The organism is Mycobacterium sp. NGS26, from assembly GCF_059813025.1.
On sequence record NZ_JCALDU010000002.1, the window covers coordinates 565,839 to 592,810 of the forward strand.

The window sequence follows — 26,972 nt, forward strand, 5'->3', positions numbered from 1 at the left end:
CGCTCGGCGACGGGGCCCTAGTCGCGGTTGAGATAGTTCGTCGCGTAGACCCACGACAGGAAGCGGGCCACCGCCTCCGCGGATTGATTCGCCCGCGGCGATCCGAAGATGTCGAAAGCATGCTGCGCGTAAGGCAATTCGGCGTAGACCACGGGGGACTTCGACACAGCCCGGAGTTGCTCGACGAACTCTCGCGCCTCGATGACAGGGATCAGGGAATCGTCGCTTCCGTGCAGGACGAAAAACGGTGGTGCGTCCGGCCGTATGTACTGGATCGGCGAGGCGTCGAGATAGATGTGCCGGTGCGTGCTGAGTTTGCGCTTGACCACCAGCTTTTCGAGCACCTCGACGAACTCGGCGCGCCCGTCGGCCTCGGTGGAGTACCAGTCGTAGCGTCCGTAGTACGGGACGGCCGCCGCCACCGACGTGTCGGCCTCTTCGAAGCCCGGCTGGAACTTGGGGTCGCCCGCGCTCAGGGCGGCCAACGCGGACAGATGACCGCCGGCCGAACCACCGCTGATCGCAACGAAATTCGGGTCCCCGCCGTAGTCCGCGATGTTCTCCTTGACCCACGTCAATGCCCGCTTGACGTCGACGATGTGGTCGGGCCAGGTGTGCCACGGAGAAACCCGGTAGTTCATCGACACGCACACCCAGCCGCGCGAAACCAGGTGGCTCATCAGCGGATACGCCTGCGGGCGGCGCCACCCGATCATCCACGCGCCGCCGGGCACCTGCAACAGGACCGGCGCCTTGCCGTCGCGCGGCAGGTCGCTGCGGCGCCAGATGTCGGCCAGGTTGGCGCGCCCGTGCGGGCCGTAGGACACGATGTTCTGCTTGTCGACGAAGCGCCGCCGGGCGACGGTGGTGCGCAACGGCGGATTGATCCGGCCCCTGCCCTTTCGGGGGGCCGGCTCGGTCGGCAGCTTGGCCAGTTCGTCGGTGTAATCGGGTCCGAGCTGCTCGGTCAGCCCGGTTTCCAGCACCGGGCCCGGCGTCGTCGCGGCGCGGTAGCGGATCATTCCCAGGATCGACCAGGACGCAGCCGTCAGGGCCAGCGCCAGCTTTCCCTTGCGCCCGGCGAAATCGCCCCGGCGGCCGCGGCGCACGGCGTCCAGAATGGAGGCGGTGGCGTAGAGGCCCGGCACCTCCGAGGTCGGCCAACCGAACCAGAACACCAGGACGGTGCGGTAGCCATTGCGGGCGAGCGGGTGTAATCCGTTGGCGGCGTTGATCAATTCGACCACGGCGCGCGTCAGCGGTCTGGGTTTTCTGATCCGCAGCCGCATCAGCCGTTGACCCGTGCTCGGAGTTCGTTGCGCAGGATCTTGCCGGTGCTGCCGCGCGGCAGCTCGTCGAGGACGGCGATCTCGCGGGGCACCTTGTAATTGGCCAGGTTCTCCCGCACGTGCTGCTTGAGCGCGTCGACGGTTGCCGCCGCGCCCGGCGTCAGCACCACGAACGCCGCCAGCCGCTGGCCGTACTGCTCGTCGTCGACGCCGATCACCGCCGCCTCGGCCACGTCGGGGTGCGCCGCCAGGGCCTTCTCCACCTCGATCGGGTAGACGTTCTCGCCGCCGGAGACGATCATCTCGTCGTCGCGGCCGACGACGAACAGCCGCCCCGCCTCGTCCAGGTAGCCGACGTCGCCCGACGACATGAACCCGGCGTGGAAGTCCTTCGTGGTGCCCGACGTGTAGCCCTCGAACTGGGTGTCGTTGCGGACGTAGATGCTTCCGACCTGGCCGGTGGGCAGCTCGTTGAATTCTTCGTCCAGGATGCGGATTTCGGTTCCGCCCGCGGGCCGGCCCGCGGTGTCCGGCGCGGCGCGCAGGTCCGCCGGCGTGGCGGTGGCGATCATGCCGGCCTCGGTCGCGTTGTAGTTGTTGTAGATCACGTCGCCGAACTGGTCCATGAACGCGGTGACGACGTCGGGCCGCATCCGCGATCCGGACGCCGCGGCGAACCGCAATGATTTGGAGCTGTACCGGTTTCGCACCTCGGCGGGCAGCTCCATGATGCGGTCGAACATCACCGGGACCACCGCCAGGCCCGTGGCCTGGTGCCGGTCGATGAGGTCCAGCGTGGCCTCCGGGTCGAACTTGCGCCGGGTGACCACCGTGCACGCCATCGACGCGGCGAATATCAACTGCGAGAAGCCCCAGGCGTGGAACATCGGCGCCACAATCACGATCGTCTCCTCCGCCCGCCACGGCGTGCGGTCCAGGATCGCCTTGAGCGTGCCCAGCCCGGCGCTGCCACCGATCTGGTTGGCGCCCTTGGGTGTTCCGGTGGTGCCGGAGGTCAACAGGATCATCCTGCCCTTGCGTCCGGTGCGCTCGAACGACCGGCCGGCATGGTCGGCGATGAGTTTTTCGACGGTCGACTCGTGGCCGTCGTCTGTCCAGGCCACGATGCGGGTGGCGTCCGGCTTGCCGGCCAGCGCGCGGTCCACCGTCGCGGTGAACTCCTCGTCGTAGACGACGGCGTCGACGCCTTCGCGGTCGACCACCTCGGCCAGCGCCGGCCCGGCGAACGATGTGTTGAGCAACACGACATCGGAGCCGATCCGGTTGGTGGCCACCACCGCCTCGACGAAGCCGCGGTGATTGCGGCACATGATCCCGACGACCCTGGGTGCGCCACCCGGTAGGGCCTGCAGCGCCGCGGCGAACGCGTTGATCCGCTCGTCGAGCTGCCGCCAGGTCAGCGTGCCGAGCTCGTCGACCAGGCCGGGACGGTCCGGGCAGCGCTGCGCCGCGCCGGCGAAGCCCACCGTCATGCCCATGCCCTCGCGGCGCATGGCGGCGGCGATCTTCAGGTAGCGGTCGGGCCGCATCGGCGCGATCATTCCGGCGCGCCGCAGCGTGGTGATGACGCCGAGGGCCTGACCGAGACGAGATGCCATGGCTCAGCCCAGGATCGGGAAACGGCGGCCGGCGGCGAGCTTGGTGAGGCCCTCCTGCATCACCGACCGGACGTACTCGTCGACCTCGTCGACGTCCGGGTCCTCGCCGAACTGCGCGGCGATGTCGATCGGTTCCAGCACCTGCGTCACGAGCTTGCTGGGCAGCGGCAGGTTGGGCGGGATGACGGCGGAGAACCCGAACGGAAAGCCGAACGAGACCGGCATGATGGCGCTGCGCAGCAGGCGCTTGATGCCCAGCCGCTCGGCCAGCCAGGTGCCGCGGGACAGATACAGCTGGGTTTCCTGCCCGCCGACGGACACCGCCGGCACGATGGGCACACCGGCTTCGATCGCCGTGCTGACGTAGCCCTTGCGGCCGTTGAAGTCGATGACGTTCTCCGACAGCGTGGGCCGGTAGGCGTCGTAGTCGCCGCCGGGGAAGACAACCACCACGCCGCCGGACCGCAGCGCCTTGGCCGCGTTCTCGCGGTTGGCCCGGATGTAGCCGGCACGCCGGAACAGCGGCGCCGTCGGGCCCATGAACAGGATGTCGTGGCTGAGCGTGTAGACGGGCCGGTCGTAGCCGAACCTCTCGTAGAAATCGACGCTGAACATCGGGACGTCCATCGGGAACATGCCGCCGGAGTGGTTCGCCACCACCAGCGCCCCGCCGGGCGGGAAGGACTCCAGGCCCCGCACCTCGGACCGGAAGTACGTCTTCAGGACCGGGCGCATCGCGCTCACCAACCGCTTGGTGGTGCCGGGGTCGAATTTGCCGATGTCGTCGCTGTCCGCGCTGTCGGTGTCGCTCACCTTTTCTCCTTGGGGCCTCGTTGCCGCGCCGAGGTGGCCACGCTGAAATAGCTCGAGGTAGCTAGATGGTAGCGAGCCGGTGGCCGGCGTATGGACCGCGTGGCGTTTCGCCCGGTATGGTGACTGCGCCCCACCGCGCCCCCCACCCCCAGCTGAGAGAACAGATGGACTTCACCGGTTTGTCTGACGCCCCCGGCACCCGCCCGGTTGCGGGCCGGCCCGCGCCGGCCGATCACCGGCAGGCCGACTACTTCGTGCAGATGCTCGCCCAGCGCCGCCGGCTGAGCGAGCATCGCATCGACCAATACCGCCGGGCGATCGCCGCCTCGGAGTCCAACGGCGACGCCGACGGCGCCGCACAGTTCCGGCGCATGGTGTGCAGCGAAGAGCAGGACCGGCAGACCCTCGACGGCCTGATCGAAGGGCTGCGCCGGCGGTTCGCGGCCGGCGCGGACACCGCGCCGGGCCATCTAGCTGAAATAGCGCGGTGAAATACCGCCTGCCGCAGCCGTTTTCGGCAACCAACATCGGGGCGGCAGTCGGCGCACAAAAAGTTCGGTCCATCCCGCCGCGATGCCGATAGATTGTATTGGCCACTGTTTCACATCCGACAGGAACGAGGCCGCCCATGGGATTCATGTCACCGGAACTACCGGACGTCGACCCCCAGACCTGGCCCACGCTGCCCCGGGCAACGCGGCTGCAGATCGTGACGCGACACTGGGCCGAGCACGGCTTCGGCACGCCGTATGCGGTGTACCTGCTGTACCTGATCAAGATCGCCCTGTACGTCGCCGCCCCGGCCGCCATCATCTCGCTGACCCCGGGCCTGGGCGGCCTGGGCCGCATCGGCGACTGGTGGACGCAGCCGATCGTGTACCAGAAGGTCATCGTCTTCACGCTGCTGTTCGAGGTCCTGGGCCTCGGCTGCGGATCCGGCCCGCTGACGGGGCGGTTCATGCCGCCGATCGGGGGATTCCTGTATTGGTTGCGGCCCAACACGATTCGGCTGCCCGCCTGGCCGGACAAGGTTCCGCTCACCAAGGGTGACACCCGCACCGTCGTCGACGTCGCGCTCTATGCCGTCGTATTGGCCGGCGGCGTGTGGGCGCTGCTGTCGCCCGGCCGGGGCGGGCCGGTCACCGCCGCCGGCGATGTCGGCCTCATCGACCCGGTCCTGGTGATCCCGACGATCGTCGCCCTGGCGGTGCTGGGCCTGCGGGACAAGACCATCTTCCTGGCGGCGCGCGGCGAACACTACTGGCTCAAGCTGTTCGTGTTCTTCTTCCCGTTCACCGAGCAGATCGCGGCCTACAAGATCATCATGCTGTGCCTCTGGTGGGGTGCGGCCACCTCCAAGCTCAACCACCACTTCCCGTACGTGGTGTCGGTGATGACGAGCAACAACGCGCTGCTGCGGCCCAGGCTGTTCAACCCGTTCAAGCACCTGCTCTACCGCGACCACGTCAACGACCTGCGGCCCACCTGGCTGCCGAAGGTCATGGCCCACGTCGGCGGCACCACGGCGGAATTCATCGTCCCGACGATCCTGGTCTTCGTCGCCGGCGATCAACCCTGGCGGTGGTTCCTGATCGGGTTCATGGTGATCTTCCACCTCAACATCCTGTCCAACCTCCCGATGGGAGTTCCGTTGGAGTGGAACGTGTTCTTCATCTTCTCGCTGTTCTACCTGTTCGGGCATTACGGCGCGATCCGCGCCACCGACCTTCGCTCACCGCTGCTGCTGGCCATGGTGGTCGTCGTGGTGGCCGTGGTGGTCGCGGGAAACATGTTCCCCGAAAAGATTTCGTTCCTGCCCGCCATGCGCTACTACGCCGGCAACTGGGCCACCAGCATCTGGTGTTTCCGCGACGGCGCGGAGGACAAGATAGAGGCCGACATCGTGAAAAGCTCTGCGCTGGTGGTCAATCAGCTGGCCAAGATGTACGACGCGGCGACGGCCGAGATCATGGCCGACAAGGTGGCCGCGTTCCGCGCGATGCACACCCACGGCCGCGCGCTCAACGGGCTGCTGCCCCGCGCGATCGACGACGAAGCCGACTACAAGGTGCGCGATGGCGAGATCGTCGCCGGCCCCCTTGTGGGGTGGAACTTCGGCGAGGGCCACCTGCACAACGAGCAGCTGCTGGAGGCGGTGCAGCGGCGCTGCCACTTCGACGAGGGCGACCTCCGCGTCATCGTGCTGGAGGGTCAGCCGATTCACATTCAAAAGCAGTGGTACCGCATCCTCGACGCCAAGACCGGCCTGATCGAGTCCGGTTACGTGAACGTCGAGGACATGCTGGCCCGCCAGCCGTGGCCCGAGCCCGGCGACGAGTTTCCGGTCCACCTCACCGCGCAACCGGTCGTGCACGGCGAGTCATGACCACCGCGGTGGTCGTCGGCGCCGGGCCCAACGGCCTGGCCGCCGCGATCCAGCTGGCCCGCCACGGCGTCGACGTGCAGGTGCTGGAGGCGCGCGACACGATCGGCGGGGGAGCGCGTTCGGGCGAGCTGACGGTGCCCGGGGTCATCCACGACCACTGCTCGGCGTTTCACCCGTTGGCCGTGGGCTCGCCGTTCTGGCAGGAGATCGACCTGCAGCGCTACGGGCTGGTGTGGAAGTGGCCGGAGATCGACTGCGCCCACCCGCTCGACGACGGCACCGCCGGGGTGCTGTACCGGTCGATCGAGGCGACGACGGCCGGCCTGGGACCCGACGGCACCCGGTGGCGCCGCGCCGTGGGCGACCTCGCGGCCGGGTTCGACGAGCTGGCCCGAGACTTGCTGCGCCCGGTGATCAACGTCCCGCGCCACCCGGTGCGCCTCGCGGCGTTCGGGCCCCGCGCGGTGCTGCCGGCCACGGTGATGGCGCGCTGGTTTCGCACCGAGCGGGCGCGGGCGCTGTTCGGCGGCGCGGCCGCGCACGTGTACACCCGGCTGGACCGGCCGCTGACCGCGTCGCTGGGGCTGATGATCCTGGCCAGCGGCCACCGCTACGGCTGGCCGGTCGCCGAGGGCGGATCGGGTTCCATCACCGCGGCCCTGGCCGCCGCCCTGGCCGCGCACGGCGGCAACGTGACCACCGGGGTGGCCGTGGCCAGCCGCAGGGACATCCCGGACGCCGACATCGTCATGCTGGACCTGAGCCCGGCGGCGGTGCTGTCGATCTACGGCGACGTGATGCCGGGCCGGATCAGGCGGGCGTACCGGCGGTTTCGGGAGGGGGCGTCGGCGTTCAAGGTCGACTTCGCCATCGAGGGCGACATCCCGTGGACGCACCCCGACTGCGGCCGCGCCGGCACCGTCCACCTCGGCGGCACGTTCGCCGAGATCGCGGACACGGAACGTCAACGCGCACAAGGCAAGATGGCGCAGCGGCCGTTCGTGCTCGTCGGGCAGCAGTACCTGGCCGACCCGTCGCGGTCGTCGGGCAACACCAACCCGATCTGGGCCTACGCGCACGTGCCGTTCGGCTACACCGGCGACGCCACCGGCGCGGTGATCGACCAGATCGAGCGGTTCGCCCCCGGATTCCGCGACCGCATCACAGCAACCGTCAGCAAGAGCGCCGCCGAGCTGCAGGCCTACAACCCGAACTTCATCGGCGGCGACATCATCGGCGGCGCCAACGACGGGCTGCAGGTCATCCTGCGCCCGCGTGTCGCCGTCAACCCGTACGCGACCGGCGTTGACGGGGTCTACCTGTGCTCGCAGTCCGCGCCGCCGGGGGCGGGCATCCACGGCCTGTGCGGCTACCACGCCGCGACCGCGGCGCTGCGGCGCCTGCACCGGTAGCGCCGGCTCACGGGCCCGTCTAGCGGGGTAAACACCCGCGACCGTCACCGGCCCAGCAACCGCCGCCGCTGCTGATCTAGGCTGACGGCGAGCGGTTTATCAGCGAGGAGACAGGGAGAGACAAGTGACGGTCCGAGTGGGCATCAACGGCTTCGGCCGAATCGGACGCAACTTCTATCGGGCCTTGCTGGCCCAGCGGGAGCAGGGCATCGCCGACGTGGAGGTGATCGCCGTCAACGACATCACCGACAACGCCACGCTGGCGCACCTGCTCAAATTCGACTCGATCCTCGGCCGGCTGCCCCACGACGTCAGCCTCGAGGGGGACGACACCATCGTCGTCGGCAACCACAAGATCAAGGCGCTCGAGGTCAGGGAGGGCCCGGCGGCGATGCCATGGGGCGACCTCGGCGTGGACGTCGTGGTGGAGTCCACCGGGCTGTTCACCAACGCGGCCAAGGCCAAGGGCCACCTGGACGCCGGCGCCAGGAAGGTGATCATCTCGGCGCCCGCCACCGACCCGGACATCACCATCGTGCTGGGTGTCAACGACGACAAGTACGACGGCAGCCAGAACATCATCTCGAACGCGTCGTGCACCACGAACTGCCTTGCGCCGCTTGCCAAAGTGCTGCACGACGAGTTCGGGATCGTCAGGGGCTTGATGACCACCATCCACGCCTACACCCAGGACCAGAACCTGCAGGACGGGCCGCACAAGGATCTGCGTCGCGCCCGCGCCGCCGCGCTGAACATCGTGCCCACCTCCACCGGCGCGGCCAAGGCCATCGGGCTGGTGATGCCGGAGCTGAAGGGCAAGCTCGACGGTTATGCGCTGCGGGTGCCGATTCCCACCGGCTCGGCCACCGACCTGACCGCGGAGTTGTCCAAGTCCGCAGGGGCGGAGGAGATCAACGCGGCGTTCAAGGCCGCCGCCGACGGCAGGCTCAAGGGCATCCTCAAGTACTACGACGCGCCGATCGTCTCCACCGACATCGTCACCGACCCGCACAGCTCGATCTTCGACTCCGGTCTGACCAAGGTGATCGACAACCAGGCCAAGGTGGTGTCCTGGTACGACAACGAGTGGGGCTACTCCAACCGGCTGATCGACCTGGTCGCGCTGGTCGGCAAGTCGCTGTAGACCGTGTCAGGTTCGCTCCCAACCCTGTCGGACCTTCTGGCGGAAGGTGTTTCGGGTCGTCACGTGCTGGTGCGCTCCGACCTGAACGTGCCGCTGGACGGGGGATCCATCACCGACCCGGGCCGCATCAGCGCGTCGGTCCCGACGCTGCAGGCGCTGGTCGAGGCCGGCGCCAAGGTGGTGGTCACCGCGCACCTGGGCCGCCCCAAGGGCGGGCCCGATCCCGCGCTGTCGCTGGCGCCGGTGGCCGCCGCGCTCGGCGAGCAACTGGGCCGGCACGTGCAATTGGCCGGCTTCGATGGTTCCCGAGTCGTCGGCGCCGACGCGCTGGCCCGCGCCGAGGGGTTGACCGACGGCGACGTCCTGCTGCTGGAGAACGTCCGCTTCGACGCGCGGGAGACCAGCAAGGACGACGGTGAGCGCCTCGCGTTGGCCAAGCAGCTGGCCGAATTGGTTTCGCCCGGAGGCGCTTTCGTCTCCGACGGCTTCGGGGTGGTGCACCGCAAGCAGGCCTCGGTGTACGACGTCGCCACATTGCTGCCGCACTATGCCGGCACGCTGGTGGCCGAGGAGATCCGGGTGCTCGAGCAGCTGACGGCCTCGACCAAGCGCCCGTACGCGGTGGTGCTCGGCGGGGCGAAGGTGTCCGACAAGCTCGGCGTCATCGAGTCGCTGGCCACCAAGGCGGACAGCATCGTGATCGGCGGCGGCATGTGCTTCACTTTCCTTGCCGCACAAGGCCTTTCGGTTGGCACGTCGCTGCTGGAGAACGAGATGGTCGACACCTGCCGCAGGTTGTGCGAGACCCACGCCGACGTGCTGCGCCTTCCGGTGGACATCGTGGTGGCGGAGCGCTTCGCCGCCGATTCGCCGCCGCAGACCGTGGCCGCGGACGCGATCCCGGACGCCAAGATGGGCCTGGACGTCGGACCGGAGTCGGTGCGGCGGTTCGCCACGCTGCTGTCCAACGCCGAGACCATCTTCTGGAACGGCCCGATGGGCGTCTTCGAGTTCCCCGCGTTCGCCGCCGGCACCAAGGGCGTCGCCGAGGCGATCGCCGCCGCGACCGCCAAGGGCGCGTTCAGCGTGGTCGGCGGCGGCGACTCCGCGGCGGCGGTGCGCGCGCTCGGCATCCCCGAGGGCGCCTTCTCGCACATCTCGACCGGCGGTGGCGCGTCGCTGGAATACCTGGAGGGCAAGACGCTGCCCGGCATCGAGGTACTGGAACGTCCGCAACCGACTGGAGGCGCCGCGTGAGCCGCAAGCCACTGATCGCCGGCAACTGGAAGATGAACCTCAATCACTTCGAGGCGATCGCGCTGGTGCAAAAGATCGCGTTCGCGCTGCCGGACAAGTACTACGACAAGGTCGACGTCACGGTGATCCCGCCGTTCACCGACCTGCGCAGCGTGCAAACCCTGGTCGACGGCGACAAGCTGCGGCTGACCTACGGGGCCCAGGACCTGTCGCCGCACGAGTCGGGCGCCTACACCGGCGACATCAGCGGCGCCTTCCTGGCCAAGCTGGGCTGCACGTTCGTCATCGTGGGCCACTCCGAGCGGCGCACCTATCACAACGAGGACGACGCGCTGGTGGCCGCCAAGGCGGCCGCGGCCCTGAAGAACGAGCTGACCCCGATCGTGTGCATCGGCGAGCACCTGGAGGTCCGGGAGGCGGGCGAACACGTCAGCCACTGCGAGAAGCAGCTGCGGGGCTCGCTGGCCGGGCTGTCGGCCGAACAGATCGGCAAGGTCGTCATCGCCTACGAGCCGGTCTGGGCGATTGGAACCGGGCGGGTGGCCAGCGCGTCCGATGCTCAGGAGGTGTGCGCGGCGATCCGGAACGAGTTGGGGTCCCTCGCCTCACCGGGGATCGCCGAGACCGTGCGGGTGCTCTACGGCGGCTCGGTCAATGCGAAGAACATCGGCGAGATCGTCGCCCAGAACGACGTCGACGGCGGCCTGGTCGGGGGCGCGTCGCTGGACGGCGAGCAGTTCGCGACGCTGGCGGCCATCGCCGCCGGCGGGCCCTTGCCGTGATGGCACCCCGCAACCGGTAGGCTGCGGGTCATGCAGTTGGCCTTGCAGATCACCCTGGTCGTCACCAGCATCCTGGTGGTGTTGCTGGTGCTGCTGCACCGCGCCAAGGGTGGCGGCCTGTCGACGCTGTTCGGCGGGGGCGTGCAGTCGAGCCTGTCCGGGTCGACCGTGGTGGAGAAGAACCTGGACCGGCTGACGATGTTCATCACCGGCATCTGGCTGGTGTGCATCATCGGCATGGCCCTGCTGATCAAGTACCGCTGACGTTTCTACGGCTCCCACGGGTCCAGGCATCGCACGCCGAGAGGCCGGAAGTGGCGGGTGTTTCGGGTCACGACCACCTTGCCGGTTGCGTCCGCGACCGCGGCGACGAGGGCGTCGGCGTACGTGGCGTGTTCGGGCACCCGATAGGTGGCCAGGATGCGCGCGGCGGCCAGATCGAAGGACAGCACGCGCCCATCGAAGGTGGGCAGCACGCGGTCCTCAAACCAGGCACGCAGGGCCTCGCCCTGCTGTGGGTCCGTTCGTTCCCTGGCGATGACACCACGCTCGATCTCAGCGATAGTGCTCGCCGCCACGAACAGCTCCGCCAGTCGGACCGACACCGCCCACGCCCGTACCTCAGGGTTGCGTTCCGGCTTCCGCAGAGCCGACACCACGTTGGTGTCCAGCAAATAACTCACAGCTCAGGTGTGCGGGCTGTCAGGGGGAGACGCTCCGGCTCGAAGTCGAAGTCGCTGTCGGGGCTGTCGTCGGCGAGCAGGTCGACGATCGTGACCTCTTCACCCGACACCCCAGCGGTGAGGATCGCACGGGCTTCGGCCTCGACCGAGTGGTGGTGCCGTTCCGCACGCGCCCGCAATGCAGCCTTGGTGCCCGCGGGCAGATTGCGGATCAGGATTTGTTCCATCGCGACCTCCGATATCACATCGATGATATCAGGTGCAGTGCAGTCGCCGTTCGCGCCGGCACCGGCCCGGTGATGGATTCCGCGCGAGCCGCAAACACACGACGCCTTGGTCCGTGCCAAAAGCGCGGCGGCCGAGCGGGCATCCGCAGGCGCCGCGGCATGTCCGATCCAGACCGCCCGCACACAGCAGACCCTACGGCCATAGGTCGTGGGTTACCGGCCACCACGACTTGGGAACCATAGGCGGGGTCTGACAGGTCGGATAACGGCGAGGTATGTTGCGCCACAATGCAACTCGTATCAGTGTAACTGGTAACTGTGCGTGTCGATGAGGTGCGAGTTCCCGCGGAGGGGAGCGGTGACGGTTTGGGCGAGCTGCGACAGGTCAGGGCATCGCCGGTGTCGGCCCGATATGTAGTCAGTGTAGCGGTCAATATGTATACTAAAGTCGTGAAGACGATCACGATCACGATCCCCGACGAGCTCGACGTGCTCGCTGCCGCGGAGGCGCGCCGTCGCGGCATTTCCAAGTCCGAGTTGATCCGCCTCGGACTCGGCACCGTTCTTACCCCGCCGCTCGGCGAGTCCGAAGATGACCTCTGGCGCTCCCTGGCCGGGTTCGGGTCGGGCGATGTCTCGGTGGAACCTGGCGAGGTCGACGACACCGTCTACGGCCAGTGAAGTTCGCCGACACCGGTTGGTGGGTGGCGTGGGCGTTGCCCGGGGATGCTCGGCACGACGACGCATTGGCCATGCTAGGCGCTCTTGGACGCACGGAGCAGATTCTCACGACCAACCTTGTTGCGGGCGAGACCTGGACCTTTCTGCGCCGCAAGGACAGCCACCGTACAGCGCTGGCCTTTCTCGACAGGCTCGAAACCCTTAGCCAAGCCGAGCGCCTCGTCGTACACCGCGTTACAGAAGACCAAGAAACCGCGGCTTGGGACTGGCTCCGCAAACACGATGAACGAGTGTATTCCTACGTGGACGCGACGAGCTTTCGTGTCATGCGAGACCGACGGCTGCGCGAAGCCCTAGCCTTCGACCAAGACTTCGCGGCGGCGGGGTTCGTAGAGGTCCACGCCAATCGGTAGGGAATGCCAAAGAAAGTGCTTGGGGCGCAACGGATTCCAATGCTAAATGTCACTATCACGAATTGACCGCCGGCAGGAATGCGGCCTTGTCGTCAACCGTAATGCGCGACTTTACAATTCAGATCCCGGCGCGGCTCACGCTGTCAGGTGCACAGGGAGGGGGCGTCGCACACATTGCCGGGGCAATAGACCGAGTGGGCGGCGTTGACCATGGTTCCGACGTCCAGCAACGTAACGCCCCTCTTGTCCAAGTGGGCGTGGATGTCGTCGGCAATCTGTTGCGGCGTCCAACCCCAGGTGAGTCGTCGCGGCGCCGAGCGTCAAATCCACGACGCGACACGCCGACGATGCGTCGTGCGCTTCACTTTCGGCCGCTATAGGTGACCTCTCGCCGGGCGGACCACGTCGTCGGCGTCGATACTGGGATGCATGGTTGGGGCCTCCGAGACCGCGCACGACGCCGCGCTGGCACCGATCGGTGCGGTCCAGCGGACGGCGATCGGGCGCGAGGCGACCGAGCCCATGCGCGCCGACATCAGGTTGCTCGGCGCCATCCTCGGCGACACCGTGCGCGAGCAAAACGGTGACGAGGTGTTCGACCTCGTGGAACGCGCCCGGGTGGAATCCTTCCGGGTGCGGCGCTCGGAGATCGATCGGGCCGAGATGGCGGCCATGTTCGCCGGCCTCGACATCCGCCTCGCGATCCCGGTCATCCGGGCGTTCAGCCATTTCGCGCTGCTGGCCAACGTCGCCGAAGACATCCACCGCGAACGCCGGCGCGCCATCCACGTCGACGCCGGCGAACCCCCGCAGGACAGCAGCCTGGCCGCAACCTACGCGAAACTCGATCGGGCAGAACTGGATTCGGCGACGGTGGCCGAGGCCCTGAGGGGTGCGCTGGTTTCCCCGGTCATCACCGCTCATCCCACAGAGACCCGGCGGCGCACCGTCTTCGTCACCCAGCACCGGATCACCGGTTTGATGCGGCTGCACGCGGAGGGCCACACCCAGACCGACGACGGCCGCGACATCGAACTGGAATTGCGCCGCCAGGTCCTCACGCTGTGGCAGACCGCGCTGATTCGGCTCTCCAGGCTGCAGATCACCGACGAGATCGACGTCGGCCTGCGCTACTACCCGGCCGCGTTGTTCGAGGTGATTCCGCAGGTGAACGCCGAGGTTCGCGACGCGCTGCGGGCCCGCTGGCCCGACGCCGAGCTGCTCTCCGCGCCGATTCTGCAACCCGGCTCCTGGATCGGCGGTGACCGCGACGGCAACCCGAACGTCACCGCCGACGTGGTCCGGCGGGCCACCGGCAGCGCCGCGTTCACCGCGCTGACGCACTACCTGGCCGAGCTCACCCACCTCGAGCAGGAGCTCTCCATGTCGGCGCGACTGGTCGGCGTCACCCCGGGCCTGGCCGAACTGGCCGCGGCCTGCCCGGAGGATGCCCGGGCCGACGAGCCGTACCGGCGCGCCGTGCGGTTGATCCGCGGTCGGCTCACCGCGACCGCCGCCGAAATCCTGGACCGGGCGCCGCAGCACGAGCTCGACCTGGGCCTGGCCCGGTACGCCACGGCGGCCGAATTGCGGGCCGATCTCGACACCGTCGACGCCTCGTTGCGCAGCCACGGCAGTGCGCTGCTCGCCGACGACCGGCTGGCCTTGCTGCGAGAAGCCGTGGGGGCCTTCGGGTTTCATCTGTGCGGCCTGGACATGCGGCAAAACTCCGACGTGCACGAGGAGGTGGTCGGCGAACTGCTGGCCTGGGCGGGCGTGCACCCGGACTACGGCACGCTGGGTGAACACGAACGCGTCGAGCTGCTGGCGGCCGAACTGGGCACCCGACGCCCGCTGGTCGGAGACCGCGCGCAGCTGTCCGACCTGGCGCGCACGGAGTTGGGCGTGCTGGGCGCCGCGGCCGACGCCGTCCGGCGCTACGGAACGGCCGCCGTGCCCAACTACGTCATCTCGATGTGCCGGTCGGTGTCGGACGTGCTGGAGGCCGCGATCCTGCTCAAGGAGGCCGGTCTGCTGGATGTGTCGGGGCCGGAACCGTATTGCCCGGTGGGCATTTCCCCGCTGTTCGAGACGATCGGCGATCTGCACAACGGCGCAGCGATCCTGCAGGCAATGCTGGAACTGCCGCTGTATCGCTCGCTGGTCGACGCGCGCGAAGGCTGCCAGGAGGTGATGCTCGGCTACTCCGACTCCAACAAGGACGGCGGGTATCTGGCCGCCAACTGGGCGGTCTACCGGGCCGAGCTCGACCTGGTGGACACCGCCCGCAAAACCGGAATTCGGTTGCGGCTCTTCCATGGTCGCGGTGGCACCGTCGGCCGCGGCGGCGGCCCCAGTTACCAGGCGATCCTGGCGCAGCCACCCGGAGCGGTGAACGGCTCGCTGCGCCTGACCGAGCAGGGCGAGGTGATCGCGGCCAAGTACGCCGAACCCCAGCTGGCGCGGCGCAACCTGGAGAGCCTGGTGGCCGCGACCCTGGAGTCGACGCTGCTGGACGTCGAGGGGCTGCGCGACACCGCGGAGCCGGCCTACGCCGTGCTTGACGAGGTGGCCTCCCTGGCGCAACGCGCCTACGCCGAGTTGGTGCACGACACACCGGGTTTCGTCGAATACTTCAAGGCCTCCACACCGGTCAGCGAGATCGGTTCGCTGAACATCGGCAGCCGGCCCCCCTCGCGCAAGCCCACCGAGTCGATCGCGGACCTGCGCGCCATCCCGTGGGTGCTGGCCTGGAGCCAGTCGCGGGTGATGCTGCCCGGTTGGTACGGCACCGGATCGGCGTTCGAGCGGTGGATCGCGGCGGGCCCGGACAGCGAAGCCGACCGGGTGGCGACGCTGCGCGACCTGTATGAGCGGTGGCCGTTCTTCGCCAGCGTGCTGTCGAACATGGCGCAGGTGCTGGCCAAGAGCGACCTGGGCCTGGCGGCCCGATACGCCGACCTGGTGCCCGATGAGTCCTTGCGGCGCAGGGTGTTCGACAAGATCGTCGACGAGCACCGGCGCACCATCGCCATGCACAAGCTCATCACCGGTCACGACGACCTGCTCGCCGACAACCCGGCGCTGGCGCGTTCGGTGTTCAACCGATTCCCGTACCTGGAGCCCCTGAACCACCTTCAGGTGGAACTGCTGCGCCGCTACCGCTCGGGCGACGATGACGAGTTGGTGCAGCGCGGCATCCTGCTGACCATGAACGGCCTGGCCAGCGCGCTACGCAACAGCGGCTAAGGCAGCGGCCCCGGCGTCGTCAATGTGCCGTCCGGTTGCGCAACCGGTCCAGCACGCCGCGCACCGCGTGCTCGGTGACAGACAACGGCGACATCACCGTTTCGCCGACCCCGACCATGTAGTCGATTCGCTGGACGATGGCCTCGACCGGCTCGACAAGGGTGATCAGCCGCTTGGCGAGATCATCCAGGTGATGCAGCGTGCCCTCCAGGTGGTCCAGGCCGCCCTCCAGGCGTTCCACCGTGGCATTCAGCGCCCCCAGCGAGCTGTTCAACTCGACCATGGTCTTACTCAGGCCGTCGAGGACGTCCTCGACCTGTTCCACGGTCTTGTCGGCGTTCAGGGCCGCCTGGGTGAGGGTCTTGATCCGGCTCCGCTCGGGCCCGCTGCGCACGGTTTTGTCTGCCATGCACGCAATTATGAACCCGACGGAACCGGGGCAGCCCACGGCATGTCTAACTGGGTGTGCGACGACGACACTGTGACGCCCGCTGGCGGGTCCCGGTGCGCCCGCGCGCCGACGGCGCCGACATCGCCCGGCGGGCCGGCGACTATGCGGCCGGATACGCGGACCGGCAGGCCGAGCGGGCTCGCGGTTAGCCCGGCCGCCCCTTATCGGGAAGCTTGGCCGCGGCCGCCTCGTCGAGCAGCCACAGCGTGGTCTCCTGCCCGACGGCCCCGGCGGCCGGCACCGAAACCGGTTGCGCGCCGCCGATGGCGGCGGCCGCCGCGTCGGCCTTGCCCGCCCCGGAGACCATCAGCCACACCTCCCGGGACCGCCGAATAGCGGGTAGTGTCAAGGTGATTCGCCGCGGCGGGGGTTTGGGGGAGTCCTCGACCCCGACGACCAGGCGGCTGGTCTCCAGGACGGCGGGGGTGTCCGGGAACAGGGAGTTGATGTGGCCCTCGGGCCCCATCCCGAGCAGGTGGACGTCGAAGTTCGGCAGCGGCGCGCCGGGTGCCGCGTTGGCGGCCAGCAGCTGCTCGTAGGCCAGCGCCGCGGCGGCCAGGTCGTCGCCGAATTCGCCGTCACTGGCGGGCATCGGATGCACCTGGCTCGGCGGGATGTCGATGTGATCGAGCAACGCCTCCCGGGCCTGCTTTTCGTTGCGCTCGTCGTCGTCCTCGGGGACGTAGCGCTCGTCGCCCCAGAACAGATGCACCTTCGACCAGTCGACGTGCTGCCCCTGGTCGCCCAGGTATCTCAGCAGGCCGATGCCGTTGCCGCCGCCGGTCAGCACGATCAGCGCCCGGCCGCGGGCCGCGACGGCGCCCTGGATGGTGGTGACCAGCCGGCTGCCGGCGGCCTGGACCACGGCCTCGCCGTCGGGGACGATGTCGATGACCGTGCTCATGCGTACTGCACCTTGTCGATGCCTTCGAGCGCGGCGAAGTAGATCTCGTCGGGATCCAGCCGGCGCATGTCCTCGGCGAGGCACTCACGGGTTTCCCTGCGCGCCAACGGCACCAGCGCGTCCGGCCGGCCGGTGCGGCTCAGGGTCGCGGTGGTGCCCTCCTGCGGCCGGCTCAGGGTGATGGTTTCGGTTCTGCGTTCCAGCTCGACCTTGAGGTCGCCGACCACCCGGCGCACCGGTCCGTCGATCCGGCTGGCCAGCCAGCCCGCCAGCACGTCGAGCGCGGGCTCGGTGCGCAAACCGGAAACCAGGGCCGACTCGATCTCCTCGTGGGGCTTCTGGTCGACGGCGGTGGTGAGCAACGCCCGCCAGTAGGTGATGCGGGCCCAGGACAGATCCGTGTCGCCGGCGGTGTACCCGGGCAGCCGGCTGCGGATCGCCGACAGGGGATCGTCGCTGTTGGTCGCGTCGGTGATGCGCCGAATCGCCAACTTGCCCAACGGGTCTTGGGCGGGAACGGCCGGGGCGATGTCGGGCCACCACGCCACCACCGGGATGTCGGGCAGCAGGAAAGGAATGACGACGCTCTCGGCGTGACCGGCCAGCGGCCCCGAAAGGGTCAGCACCACGACCTCCCCGGCGCCGGCGTCGCCGCCGACCCGAACCTGGGCATCCAACCGGGCCTCGGCGGCGTCGGCGTCGCCGGTCGTCACGACGAGGACCCGGCTGGGGTGCTCGTGGCTGGCGGCGTTGGCGGCCTCGATCGACTCCTCGAGCATGGTGTCGTTGTCCGACTTGATGATCAGCGTTCCCACCCGGCCCATCGTGACCACGCCGGCCTTCTCGCGCAGCTCGTCGAGCTTCTTGTTGACCGCGGTGGTGCTGGTGTCCAGCAGATCGATAATCACGGCCGCCGCCATTCCCGGCCGGTCCGGCGCAGCATCTCGAACGCCGACGCCGGGCCCCAGGTGCCCGCCTCATACGGCTCGGGCCTGCCGTGCGTCGCCCAATAGTCGAGAACGGGATCCAGTATCTCCCAAGCCAATTCGACCTCCTCGTTGACCGGGAACAGCGACGGCTCACCGAGCAGCACATCCAGGATCAGGCGTTCGTACGCCTCGGGGGAATCTTCCACGAACGCCGAGCCGTAGGAGAAATCCATGTTGACGTCGCGGACCTCCATCGCGCTGCCCGGCACCTTGGAACCGAACCGCAGGGTGATCCCCTCGTCGGGCTGCACCCGGATGACGATGGCGTTGGTGCCGAGCTCGTCGGTCATGGTGGCGTCGAACGGCAGGTGCGGGGCCCGCTTGAACACCAGGGCGATCTCGGTCACCCTGCGGCCCAACCGTTTTCCCGTTCGCAGGTAGAACGGCACGCCGGCCCAGCGGCGGGTGTCCACCTCGAGCGTGATGGCGGCGAAGGTCTCGGTGGTGGAGTCGGAGGCGAAGCCCTCCTCGTCGAGCAGGCCGACCACCTTCTCCCCGCCCTGCCAGCCGGCGGCGTATTGGCCGCGGCTGCTGGTCTCGTCGAGCGGCTGCGCGAGCTGGGTGGCCGACAAGACCTTGATCTTCTCGGCCTGCAACGCCGACGGTTTGAAGCTGACCGGCTCCTCCATCGCGGTCAGCGCCAGCAGCTGCATCAGGTGGTTCTGGATGACGTCGCGGGCGGCGCCGATGCCGTCGTAGTAGCCGGCCCGCCCGCCCAGCCCGATGTCCTCGGCCATGGTGATCTGCACGTGGTCGACGTAGTGCGCGTTCCAGATCGGGTCCCACAGCTGATTGGCGAACCGCAGCGCCAGGATGTTCTGGACGGTCTCCTTGCCCAGGTAGTGGTCGATGCGGAACACCGACTCCTCGGGGAAGACGGAGTTGACCACGTGGTTGAGTTCGCGCGCGCTCTGCAGATCGTGGCCGAACGGCTTCTCGATGACCACCCGGCTCCACCTGTCGTCCTGCGGACGGGCCAGCCCGGAGGAGTGCAGCTGCTCGCACACCACCGGGAACGCCTTGGGCGGGATCGCCAGGTAGAAGGCGTGATTGCCGCCGATGCCGCGCTCGGCGTCCAGCTTCTCCAGCGTCTCGGCCAGGCGCCCGAACGCGGCCTGGTCGTCGAAGTCGCCCCGCACGAACCGCAATCCGTCGGCCAGCCGCTCCCAGATCGCCTGGCGGAACGGGGTCCGGCAGTACTGCTTGACGTCGTCGTGGATCACCTGGGCGAAGGCGTCGTGATCCCAATCGCGGCGGCCGAAGCCCACCAGCGAGAAGGTGGGCGGCAGCAGGCCACGGTTGGCCAGGTCGTAGATCGCCGGCACCACCTTCTTGTGGGCCAGGTCGCCGGTGACGCCGAAAAGCACCATGGCGCATGGGCCCGCGATGCGGGGCAGTCGCTTGTCTTCCTTGTCCCGCAGCGGATTACGCCACTGCGCGGCGGCAGCGGCCCGGCTCATTTAGCGGCGGAACTGAGTTGTTTCTGTGTTTCCTCCGCCAGCTGGGTCCAGGAATCCACGAACTTCTCCACGCCCTCGTTCTCCAGGACCACGAACACGTCGGGCAAGTCGACTCCGACCGCCGCCAGCTTGTCGAACACCTGCTGGGCGGCCGCCGCGGTGCCGGTGACGGTGTCGCCCCGGATGACGCCATGGTCGGCGACCGCGTCAATCGTCTTCTCCGGCATGGTGTTCACCGTGTTCGGCGCGACCAGCTCGGTCACGTACAGCGTGTCGGAGTAGTCGGGGTTCTTGACCCCGGTGGACGCCCACAGCGGACGCTGCACGCGGGCGCCGTCGGCCTCGAGCGCCCGGTAGCGTTCGCCGCCCTCGAAGACTTCCTGGTAGGCGGCGTAGGCCAGCCGGGCATTGGCGACGCCGGCCTGGCCGCGCAACGCGAGCGCGTCGGGGGAGCCGATCTTTTCCAGCCGCTTGTCCACCTCGGTGTCCACCCGGGACACGAAAAACGATGCCACCGAATGGATCTTGGACAGGTCGTGACCGGCCTCGCGGGCCTTCTCCATCCCGGCCAGGTAGGCGTCCATCACCTCGCGGTGTCGTTCGACGGAGAAGATGAGGGTGACGTTGACCGAAATGCCTTCCGCCAGAACGGCAGTGATGGCGGGCAGGCCGGCCTTGGTGGCCGGGATCTTGATGAACAGGTTCGGCCGGTCGACGATCTTCCACAGCTCGACGGCCTGCGCGATGGTCTTGTCGGTGTCGTTGGCCAGCCGCGGGTCGACCTCGATGGACACCCGGCCGTCGACGCCGTCGGAGGCTTCCCACTCCCGCGTCAGCACGTCGCACCCGCTGCGCACGTCGTCGGTGGTGATGGTGCGGATGGTGGCGTCGACGTCGGCGCCGCGCTCGGCCAGCTCGGCGATCTGTTCGTCGTAGGCGTGGCCCTCGGCGAACGCCTTCTGGAAGATGGACGGGTTGGTCGTCACGCCGACGACGCACTTGGTGTCGATCAGCTCCTGCAGGTTGCCCGACTGCAGCCGCTCGCGCGACAAGTCGTCCAGCCAAACGGACACCCCCGCGGCGGACAGCGCCGCAAGGTTAGGGTTCTGACTGGTCATGTGAATCACCCTTCCTCAGTTGTCCACTACCTGTTCCGCTGCGGCCGCAACGGCTTCGGCGGTGAAGCCGTATTCACGGAACAATGTCTTGTAGTCCGCGGATTCCCCGTAGTGCTCGATCGACACGATCTTCCCGGTGTCGCCGACGAGCTTGTGCCAGGACTGCGCGACCCCGGCCTCGACGGCGACCCTGGCCGACACCGTGGGCGGCAGCACGCTGTCGCGGTAGTCCGACGGCTGCGACTCGAACCACTCCACGCACGGCATCGACACCACCCGCGCCACGATGTCCTTGTCCGCCAACAACTTCTGCGCCTCCACCGCGAGCTGGACCTCCGAGCCGGTGGCGATCAGCACGACGTCGGGCTCCTCCCCGTCCGCGGAGCCGTCGTCGCCCAGGACGTAGCCGCCGCGCTCGACGCCCTCGAAGTTGGTGCCCTCCAGCACCGGGACGCCCTGCCGGGTCAGGATCAGGCCGACCGGGCCGCTGCCGTTGCCGCGGGCCAGGATCGAGCGCCACGCGTAGGCCGTCTCGTTGGCGTCGGCGGGACGCACCACCGACAGGTGCGGGATGGCCCGCAGCGCCGAAAGGTGTTCGATCGGCTGATGGGTCGGGCCGTCCTCGCCGAGCCCGATCGAATCGTGGGTCCACACGTAGATCGTGTCGATGTTCATCAGCGACGCGAGCCGCACCGCCGGGCGCATGTAGTCGGAGAACTGCAGGAAGGTGCCGCCGTAGGCCCGGGTCGGCCCGTGCAGCACGATGCCGGACAGGATGGCGCCCATCGCGTGTTCGCGAACACCGAAATGCAGCGTGCGCCCGTACCAGTGCGCGGTGTAGTCCTTGGTCGAAATCGACGGCGGGCCAAAGGAATCCACGCCCTTCATGGTGGTGTTGTTGCTGCCCGCCAGGTCGGCCGAACCGCCCCACAGCTCGGGCAGCTTCGGCCCCACCGCGCTCAGCACCTCGCCCGAGGCGGCGCGGGTCGCCAGCGCCTTTGACCCCGGTTCCCAGTGCGGGATGTCGGCGTCCCAGCCGTCGGGCAGCCGCTGCGCGGTCAGCCGGTCCAGCAGCGCCTTGCGTTCGGGTTCGCGCTGCGCCCACGCGTCGAACTCCGGCTGCCACTTCTCGTGCGCCTCCTTGCCCCGCTGCACCAGCTTGCGGGTGTGGGCGATGACGTCGTCGCGGACCTCGAACGTCTTGTCCGGGTCGAAGCCGAGGATCTTCTTGACGGCGGCGACCTCGTCGTCGCCGAGCGCGGCGCCGTGCGCCTTGCCGGTGTTCATCAGGTTGGGCGCCGGGTAGCCGATGATGGTGCGCAACGAGATGAACGACGGCCGGTCGGTGACGGCCTTCGCGTTGGCGATGGCCTCCTCGATGGCGACGACGTTCTCGCCGCCCTCCACCTCCTGCACGTGCCAGCCGTAGGCGCGGTAGCGGGCCGCGGTGTCCTCGCACAGCGCGATGTTGGTGTCGTCCTCGATCGAGATCTGGTTGTGGTCGTAGAACACGATGAGGTTGCCCAGCTGCTGCACACCGGCCAGCGACGACGCCTCCGAGGTCACGCCCTCTTCGATGTCGCCGTCGGAGGCGATCACGTAGATGTGGTGGTCGAACGGGCTGGTTCCGGGTTCGGCGTCCGGGTCGAACAGGCCGCGCTCGTAGCGCGACGCCATCGCCATCCCGACCGCCGAGGCCAGGCCCTGCCCGAGCGGGCCGGTGGTGATCTCGACGCCCCTGGTGTGCCGGAACTCCGGGTGCCCGGGCGTCTTGGATCCCCAGGTTCGCAGCGACTCGATGTCGGACAGCTCCAGGCCGAAGCCGCCGAGGTAGAGCTGCAGGTACAGGGTCAGGCTGCTGTGCCCGGCCGACAGCACGAACCGGTCCCGGCCCAGCCAGTGCGTGTCGCCGGGGTCGTGGCGCATGGTGCGCTGAAACAGCGTGTAGGCCAGCGGGGCCAGGCTCATCGCCGTCCCGGGGTGTCCGTTGCCGACCTTCTGGACCGCATCGGCGGCCAGCACCCGGATGGTGTCGACGGCGGCCGAGTCGATCTCGGTCCAGTCGTCGGGCAGGTGCTGTTCGGTCAGCGTGGAGATCTCTTCGAGTGTCGTCACAGACTCATCCTTGGGTCGACTGATCAATCCTCACCCTAGTGCGGGAGCGCCGGCGTTTGCAGCGCTGGATTGCGGGTACACGGGGCCGGCCGCTGTGAAAATTACGCGCAGGCCAATGGCGCTTTGCAAGCAGTCCCGCGATCGGGAAATCTGGGTGATTGGACCCTGCGGGCCGGGAGCTGTGGACGCGCGGTCTACCATCGTGCGTAGTAGATGCTGCGCGCTGGTGCGACCCGAGGAGTTATTGCGTGAGCGTTCGCGGGCGCGTCGCGCCGGGCCGGATACGCCCCATGGTGCTGGCCTACCTGGCGTTGACCAAGCCGCGGGTCATCGAGCTGCTGTTGGTCACCGCGATACCCGCGATGCTGCTGGCCGACCGCGGCCACGTGAACCCACTGCTGATCCTCGACACGCTGATCGGCGGGATGCTGGCCGCGGGCGGCGCCAACACGCTGAACTGCGTGGCCGACGCCGACATCGACAAGGTGATGAAGCGGACCGCGCGCCGGCCGCTGGCGCGCGCCGCCGTGCCGACGCGAAACGCGCTGGTGCTCGGGCTGGCGCTGAGCGCCGGGTCGTTCTTCTGGCTCTGGTGGACGACGAACCTGCTGTCGGGGCTGCTGGCCGTCGCCACCATCGCGTTCTATGTGTTCGTCTATACGCTGTTGCTCAAGCGCCGCACGTCGCAGAACGTCGTGTGGGGCGGCGCGGCCGGGTGCATGCCGGTGATGATCGGATGGTCGGCCGTCACCGGCACCATCGCCTGGCCGGCGCTGGTGATGTTCGCGATCATCTTCTTCTGGACGCCGCCGCACACCTGGGCGCTGGCGATGCGGTACAAGGACGACTACCGCGCGGCCGGGGTCCCGATGCTGCCGGCCGTGGCGACCGAGCGTCAGGTCACCAAGCAGATCCTGGTCTACACCTGGTTGACCGTCGCGGCGACGCTGGCGCTGGCGCCGGCCACCGGCTGGCTGTACGCGGCGGTCGCCCTGGTCGCCGGGGTGTGGTTCCTGGCGATGGCCCACCAGTTGTACGCCGGAGTGCGCGCCGGCGAGCCGATCAAGCCGCTGCGGCTGTTCCTGCAGTCGAACAACTACCTCGCGGTGGTGTTCTGCGCGCTGGCGCTCGACTCGGTGATCGCCCTGCCGACCCTGCTCTGAGGGGCCGGCGCGCAATCTCCTACGGCAGCAGCACAATCGAGCCGGTGGTCTTGCGGCCCTGCAGGTCCGCGTGGGCGCGGGCCGCGTCGGACAGCGGGTAGCGTCCGCCGACCTCGATCCTGATCGCCCCGCCGGCGACGGCGTCGAACAATTCCTCCGCGCGCCAGCTGAACTCCTGGGCGGTGCGCATGAAGTGGGGCAGCCCCGGCCTCGTCAGGAACACCGAGCCGGCGGCGTGCAGCCGCTGCGGATCCACCGGCGGAACGGGGCCGCTCGCGGCGCCGAACAGCGCCAGCGTGCCGCGGACGGCCAGGCTGGCCAGGCTGGCGTCGAAGGTAGTGGCGCCGACGCCGTCGTACACGGCCGCCACCCCGGCGCCGTCGGTGAGCGCGCGGATGCGCTCGCCGAACTGCGCCGGGTCGTCGGGGTAGGAGAGCACCTCGTCGGCGCCGGCCTCCCGGGACATCCGCTCCTTCTCCGGTGTCGACACGGTGGCGATGACCCGGGCGCCGAGCAGGCGTGCCCACTGGGTGAGGATGAGCCCGACGCCCCCGGCGCCGGCGTGCACCAGGATGGCGTCGCCGCTTTGCACCGGATACACCGACTTGAGCAGGTAGTGGGCGGTCAGGCCCTTCAGCAGTACCGACGCCGCCACGTCGGGGGTCACGCCATCGGGCACCGCCGCGGTCAAAAACGCTGGCGCAGTGGCGAATTCGGCGTAGGCGCCGACGGCCGCCGCGGTGACCACCCGCTGTCCGACGCTGAAGTCCGCTCCCTCGCCGAGGGCCTCGACGGTGCCGCACACCTCGGTGCCGAGGACAAACGGCAACTCGTGCGGGTACTGCCCCGAGCGGAAGTAGGTGTCGATGAAGTTGACGCCGATGGCCTCGGCCTTGATCAGCAGCTCGCCCGGGCCGGGTGTGGGCTGTGGCATGTCGACGTAGCGCAGGACTTCGGGACCGCCGATTCGGCTGACTTCGATTGCGTGCATCTGGCTATCATGCCCGGGCATGAAGCTCGCCCGGCCCGATGTCTTCCATCCCCGCATCGTGCTGGCCGGGTGCCCGCAGCACGTCGCCGGCGACGGGGACGACGCCGGGCTGGTCACCGCGCTGCGCCGCCGCGGGCTGCACGCCCGCTGGCTGCCCTGGGACGATCCCGACACCCGCCGCGCGCACCTGGTGATACTGCGCGCGACCCGCGACTACGCCGGGCGCCTCGACGAGTTCCTGGCCTGGACCACCGCCGTGCCCAACCTGCTGAACGCGCCCGCCGTCGTCGCCTGGAACGCCGATCGGCGCTATCTTTGCGACCTGGCGGCCCGCGGGGTGCCGACGGTGCCGGGGGAGGCGTACGCGCCGGGCGAGCGGATTCGGTTGCCGCGCCGCGGCGACGTGTTCGTCGGCCCGGTCGTCGGCACCGGCACCCGCCGGTTCGGTGACCGGGCCGCGGCCGCGGTGTATGCGGCCGAACTTCAGTGCGGCGCCTGGGTGCAGCCCGCCGACCCCGCTCCCGAGACCGTGCTGGTCTTCATCGGTGGGGAACCGTCGCACGCATTCCCGGCCGACCCGGACTTCGAGGCCTGGGACGTGGGCGCCGCGGCGCTGGCCGCCGCCGCGGACCGGGTCGGCATTCAGACAAGCGAATTGCTTTATGCGCGAGCACATTTGAGCGGTTCGAAGCTGCTGGAGCTGGCGTTGGTGGACCCGTCGCTGGGCTGGCTGCGGCTGGACGCCGAAACCCGCGACCTCGCCCAGCGCGAGTTCGCGCTGGCCGTGGAGTCAGCGTGCGAGCGCCTCGGGCTGGGCCCGCTCTCGCATCCGGGTTCGCATCGACGCCCATAGGGCGGCGGTGGCCGCCGCGCACGCCGCGGCACCGGCCACGTGGACGGCGACCAGCGCGGCGGGCACCCCGGTGAAGTATTGCGTGGTGCCGACGGCGGCCTGCGCGCACACCAGCGCCAGCAGGACGCCGAGGCGCAGCATGATGTCCCGGCCGGCGCGCACCGCCAGCAGCCCGAAGGCCAGCCCGACCAGCAGCGCGAGGTAGGCGACCAGCAACGACGAGTGCGCGTGCACCAGCGTCGGGATGTCCACCTTGAGCCGCGGCACCGTCCGGCTGGGGCTGCGGTCGCCCGCGTGCGGCCCGGCGGCGGTCACCAGCGTGCCGGTCACCAGCACCGCGGCCAGGTCCACCGCGGTCAGCGCCGTCAGCGCGCGCAGCGGCCCGGCCACCCGGTCGGCCACCACCCCGTCGTCGGGCTCGCCGACCTTGACGTAGAGCAGCACCGAAAGCCACACCATCGTCATCGACACGAGCAGGTGGACGGCCACCGTCCACCACAGCAGCCCGGTGCGCACGGTGATGCCGCCGATCACCGCCTGCACCAGCGTCGACACCGGCATCAGCCACGCGTAGGCGAGCACCTCGGCGCGCCGGCGCGCCCGGGTCACGGCCAGCACCGCCAGCGCCGCGGCGATGGCCACCGCGAAGGTGACCATCCGGTTGCCGAACTCGACCGCCTGGTGGACCCGCGGCACCTCCGCGACGGCCACCGGAACGAAGCTGCCCGGAAAGCACTGCGGCCAGGTGGGGCAGCCCAGCCCCGACGCGGTGACGCGCACGATGGCGCCGGTGACGGCGATGCCGCCCTGAGTGAGGATCACGGCGGCGGCGATGAGCCGCTGGACACGCAGGCTGGGGTCGGGGAGCAGGTCCACCAACCGCAACAGCGTTCGTCTCAGCACCGCCCGATCGTAAGGCAACAAAAACTACGGCCTGTAGTACGGGCCGGCCGCGCCGAGACTGAAACCTCGC

25 protein-coding genes are annotated in these 26,972 nt (G+C 69.1%); 12 read left to right on the top strand and 13 right to left on the bottom strand.

What is annotated here, in order from left to right:
- Positions 1-17 precede the first annotated feature (17 nt).
- The 3 genes from AC5Y6X_RS08950 to AC5Y6X_RS08960 are packed head-to-tail and all read right to left on the bottom strand — an operon-like array spanning position 18 to position 3,721.
- Complete coding sequence (locus tag AC5Y6X_RS08950) at positions 18-1,289, bottom strand: alpha/beta hydrolase (protein ID WP_499985933.1); 1,272 nt, start codon at positions 1,287-1,289, stop codon at positions 18-20.
- Positions 1,289-2,908, bottom strand: coding sequence for an acyl-CoA ligase FadD12 (gene fadD12 / locus AC5Y6X_RS08955; RefSeq protein WP_499985935.1), 1,620 nt, complete (start codon positions 2,906-2,908; stop codon positions 1,289-1,291). The genes AC5Y6X_RS08950 and fadD12 overlap by 1 nt, the downstream gene beginning before the upstream one ends.
- 3 nt (positions 2,909-2,911) lie before the next feature.
- On the bottom strand, positions 2,912-3,721 hold the full coding sequence (locus AC5Y6X_RS08960) for a 1-acyl-sn-glycerol-3-phosphate acyltransferase (protein WP_499985936.1): 810 nt from the start codon (positions 3,719-3,721) through the stop codon (positions 2,912-2,914).
- 164 nt (positions 3,722-3,885) lie between these two features.
- On the opposite strand from AC5Y6X_RS08960, the gene AC5Y6X_RS08965 reads away from it, so the two are divergent.
- The 7 genes from AC5Y6X_RS08965 (at position 3,886) to secG (ending at position 10,966) form a co-directional block, all read left to right on the top strand.
- A complete protein-coding gene (locus tag AC5Y6X_RS08965; RefSeq protein WP_324681321.1) occupies positions 3,886-4,212 on the top strand; it encodes a hypothetical protein in 327 nt (108 codons plus the stop codon).
- 137 nt (positions 4,213-4,349) lie between these two features.
- On the top strand, positions 4,350-6,107 hold the full coding sequence (locus AC5Y6X_RS08970; protein ID WP_499985940.1) for a DUF3556 domain-containing protein: 1,758 nt from the start codon (positions 4,350-4,352) through the stop codon (positions 6,105-6,107).
- Positions 6,104-7,519 carry a phytoene desaturase family protein gene (locus AC5Y6X_RS08975; protein WP_499985942.1) on the top strand — a complete coding sequence of 472 codons (1,416 nt, stop codon included), beginning with the start codon at positions 6,104-6,106 and terminating at the stop codon, positions 7,517-7,519. The genes AC5Y6X_RS08970 and AC5Y6X_RS08975 overlap by 4 nt, the downstream gene beginning before the upstream one ends.
- Positions 7,520-7,643: 124 nt before the next feature.
- Positions 7,644-8,663: a type I glyceraldehyde-3-phosphate dehydrogenase gene (gene gap, locus AC5Y6X_RS08980; protein ID WP_499985945.1), complete on the top strand. Its 1,020-nt coding sequence runs from the start codon at positions 7,644-7,646 to the stop codon at positions 8,661-8,663.
- A 3-nt stretch (positions 8,664-8,666) separates the two neighbouring features.
- On the top strand, positions 8,667-9,920 hold the full coding sequence (locus AC5Y6X_RS08985) for a phosphoglycerate kinase (protein ID WP_499985947.1): 1,254 nt from the start codon (positions 8,667-8,669) through the stop codon (positions 9,918-9,920).
- Positions 9,917-10,702 (top strand): triose-phosphate isomerase, encoded by a 786-nt coding sequence (gene tpiA, locus AC5Y6X_RS08990; RefSeq protein ID WP_499985950.1) that lies wholly within the window; start codon positions 9,917-9,919, stop codon positions 10,700-10,702. Before AC5Y6X_RS08985 ends, tpiA begins: the two co-directional genes overlap by 4 nt.
- A gap of 30 nt (positions 10,703-10,732) precedes the next feature.
- Positions 10,733-10,966, top strand: coding sequence for a preprotein translocase subunit SecG (gene secG, locus AC5Y6X_RS08995; RefSeq protein WP_324681331.1), 234 nt, complete (start codon positions 10,733-10,735; stop codon positions 10,964-10,966).
- A gap of 5 nt (positions 10,967-10,971) precedes the next feature.
- On the opposite strand, the gene AC5Y6X_RS09000 is transcribed toward secG, so the two are convergent.
- Together AC5Y6X_RS09000 and AC5Y6X_RS09005 are read right to left on the bottom strand one after the other, a co-directional pair.
- Positions 10,972-11,385 carry a type II toxin-antitoxin system VapC family toxin gene (locus AC5Y6X_RS09000; protein WP_499985951.1) on the bottom strand — a complete coding sequence of 138 codons (414 nt, stop codon included), beginning with the start codon at positions 11,383-11,385 and terminating at the stop codon, positions 10,972-10,974.
- On the bottom strand, positions 11,382-11,600 hold the full coding sequence (locus AC5Y6X_RS09005; protein ID WP_324681458.1) for a FitA-like ribbon-helix-helix domain-containing protein: 219 nt from the start codon (positions 11,598-11,600) through the stop codon (positions 11,382-11,384). Before AC5Y6X_RS09005 ends, AC5Y6X_RS09000 begins: the two co-directional genes overlap by 4 nt.
- A gap of 462 nt (positions 11,601-12,062) precedes the next feature.
- On the opposite strand from AC5Y6X_RS09005, the gene AC5Y6X_RS09010 reads away from it, so the two are divergent.
- The 3 genes from AC5Y6X_RS09010 (at position 12,063) to ppc (ending at position 15,955) form a co-directional block, all read left to right on the top strand.
- Positions 12,063-12,293 carry a ribbon-helix-helix domain-containing protein gene (locus AC5Y6X_RS09010; RefSeq protein ID WP_324681333.1) on the top strand — a complete coding sequence of 77 codons (231 nt, stop codon included), beginning with the start codon at positions 12,063-12,065 and terminating at the stop codon, positions 12,291-12,293.
- Positions 12,290-12,706, top strand: a complete 417-nt coding sequence (locus AC5Y6X_RS09015) for a type II toxin-antitoxin system VapC family toxin (RefSeq protein WP_499985954.1) — start codon at positions 12,290-12,292, stop codon at positions 12,704-12,706. Before AC5Y6X_RS09010 ends, AC5Y6X_RS09015 begins: the two co-directional genes overlap by 4 nt.
- A gap of 429 nt (positions 12,707-13,135) precedes the next feature.
- Complete coding sequence (gene ppc / locus AC5Y6X_RS09020) at positions 13,136-15,955, top strand: phosphoenolpyruvate carboxylase (protein ID WP_499985956.1); 2,820 nt, start codon at positions 13,136-13,138, stop codon at positions 15,953-15,955.
- Positions 15,956-15,974: 19 nt separating this feature from the next.
- On the opposite strand, the gene AC5Y6X_RS09025 is transcribed toward ppc, so the two are convergent.
- The 6 genes from AC5Y6X_RS09025 to tkt form a co-directional block, all read right to left on the bottom strand.
- Positions 15,975-16,373, bottom strand: a complete 399-nt coding sequence (locus AC5Y6X_RS09025) for an ATPase (protein ID WP_499986483.1) — start codon at positions 16,371-16,373, stop codon at positions 15,975-15,977.
- 178 nt (positions 16,374-16,551) lie between these two features.
- Positions 16,552-17,310 (bottom strand): 6-phosphogluconolactonase, encoded by a 759-nt coding sequence (pgl, locus tag AC5Y6X_RS09030; protein ID WP_499985958.1) that lies wholly within the window; start codon positions 17,308-17,310, stop codon positions 16,552-16,554.
- On the bottom strand, positions 17,307-18,218 hold the full coding sequence (gene opcA / locus AC5Y6X_RS09035) for a glucose-6-phosphate dehydrogenase assembly protein OpcA (protein WP_499985960.1): 912 nt from the start codon (positions 18,216-18,218) through the stop codon (positions 17,307-17,309). The genes pgl and opcA overlap by 4 nt, the downstream gene beginning before the upstream one ends.
- On the bottom strand, positions 18,215-19,759 hold the full coding sequence (zwf, locus tag AC5Y6X_RS09040) for a glucose-6-phosphate dehydrogenase (RefSeq protein ID WP_324681341.1): 1,545 nt from the start codon (positions 19,757-19,759) through the stop codon (positions 18,215-18,217). The genes opcA and zwf overlap by 4 nt, the downstream gene beginning before the upstream one ends.
- Positions 19,756-20,877 carry a transaldolase gene (gene tal / locus AC5Y6X_RS09045; protein WP_499985962.1) on the bottom strand — a complete coding sequence of 374 codons (1,122 nt, stop codon included), beginning with the start codon at positions 20,875-20,877 and terminating at the stop codon, positions 19,756-19,758. Before tal ends, zwf begins: the two co-directional genes overlap by 4 nt.
- Positions 20,878-20,892: 15 nt before the next feature.
- Entirely contained in the window at positions 20,893-22,992 is a 2,100-nt protein-coding gene (gene tkt / locus AC5Y6X_RS09050) for a transketolase (RefSeq protein WP_499985964.1), read from the bottom strand.
- 248 nt (positions 22,993-23,240) lie between these two features.
- Between tkt and AC5Y6X_RS09055 the strand changes: the two genes are divergently transcribed.
- Complete coding sequence (locus tag AC5Y6X_RS09055; protein ID WP_499985965.1) at positions 23,241-24,155, top strand: heme o synthase; 915 nt, start codon at positions 23,241-23,243, stop codon at positions 24,153-24,155.
- A 19-nt stretch (positions 24,156-24,174) separates the two neighbouring features.
- Here AC5Y6X_RS09055 and AC5Y6X_RS09060 read toward each other — a convergent pair whose 3' ends face one another.
- On the bottom strand, positions 24,175-25,146 hold the full coding sequence (locus AC5Y6X_RS09060; protein WP_499985968.1) for a quinone oxidoreductase family protein: 972 nt from the start codon (positions 25,144-25,146) through the stop codon (positions 24,175-24,177).
- Positions 25,147-25,165: 19 nt separating this feature from the next.
- Here AC5Y6X_RS09060 and AC5Y6X_RS09065 point away from each other — a divergent pair, with 19 nt between their 5' ends.
- Positions 25,166-25,999, top strand: a complete 834-nt coding sequence (locus tag AC5Y6X_RS09065; protein WP_499985972.1) for a DcsG N-terminal domain-containing protein — start codon at positions 25,166-25,168, stop codon at positions 25,997-25,999.
- Here AC5Y6X_RS09065 and AC5Y6X_RS09070 read toward each other — a convergent pair.
- Positions 25,937-26,920 (bottom strand): COX15/CtaA family protein, encoded by a 984-nt coding sequence (locus tag AC5Y6X_RS09070; protein WP_499985973.1) that lies wholly within the window; start codon positions 26,918-26,920, stop codon positions 25,937-25,939. The two genes, AC5Y6X_RS09065 and AC5Y6X_RS09070, sit on opposite strands and share 63 nt — an antisense overlap.
- Positions 26,921-26,972: the final 52 nt, after the last annotated feature.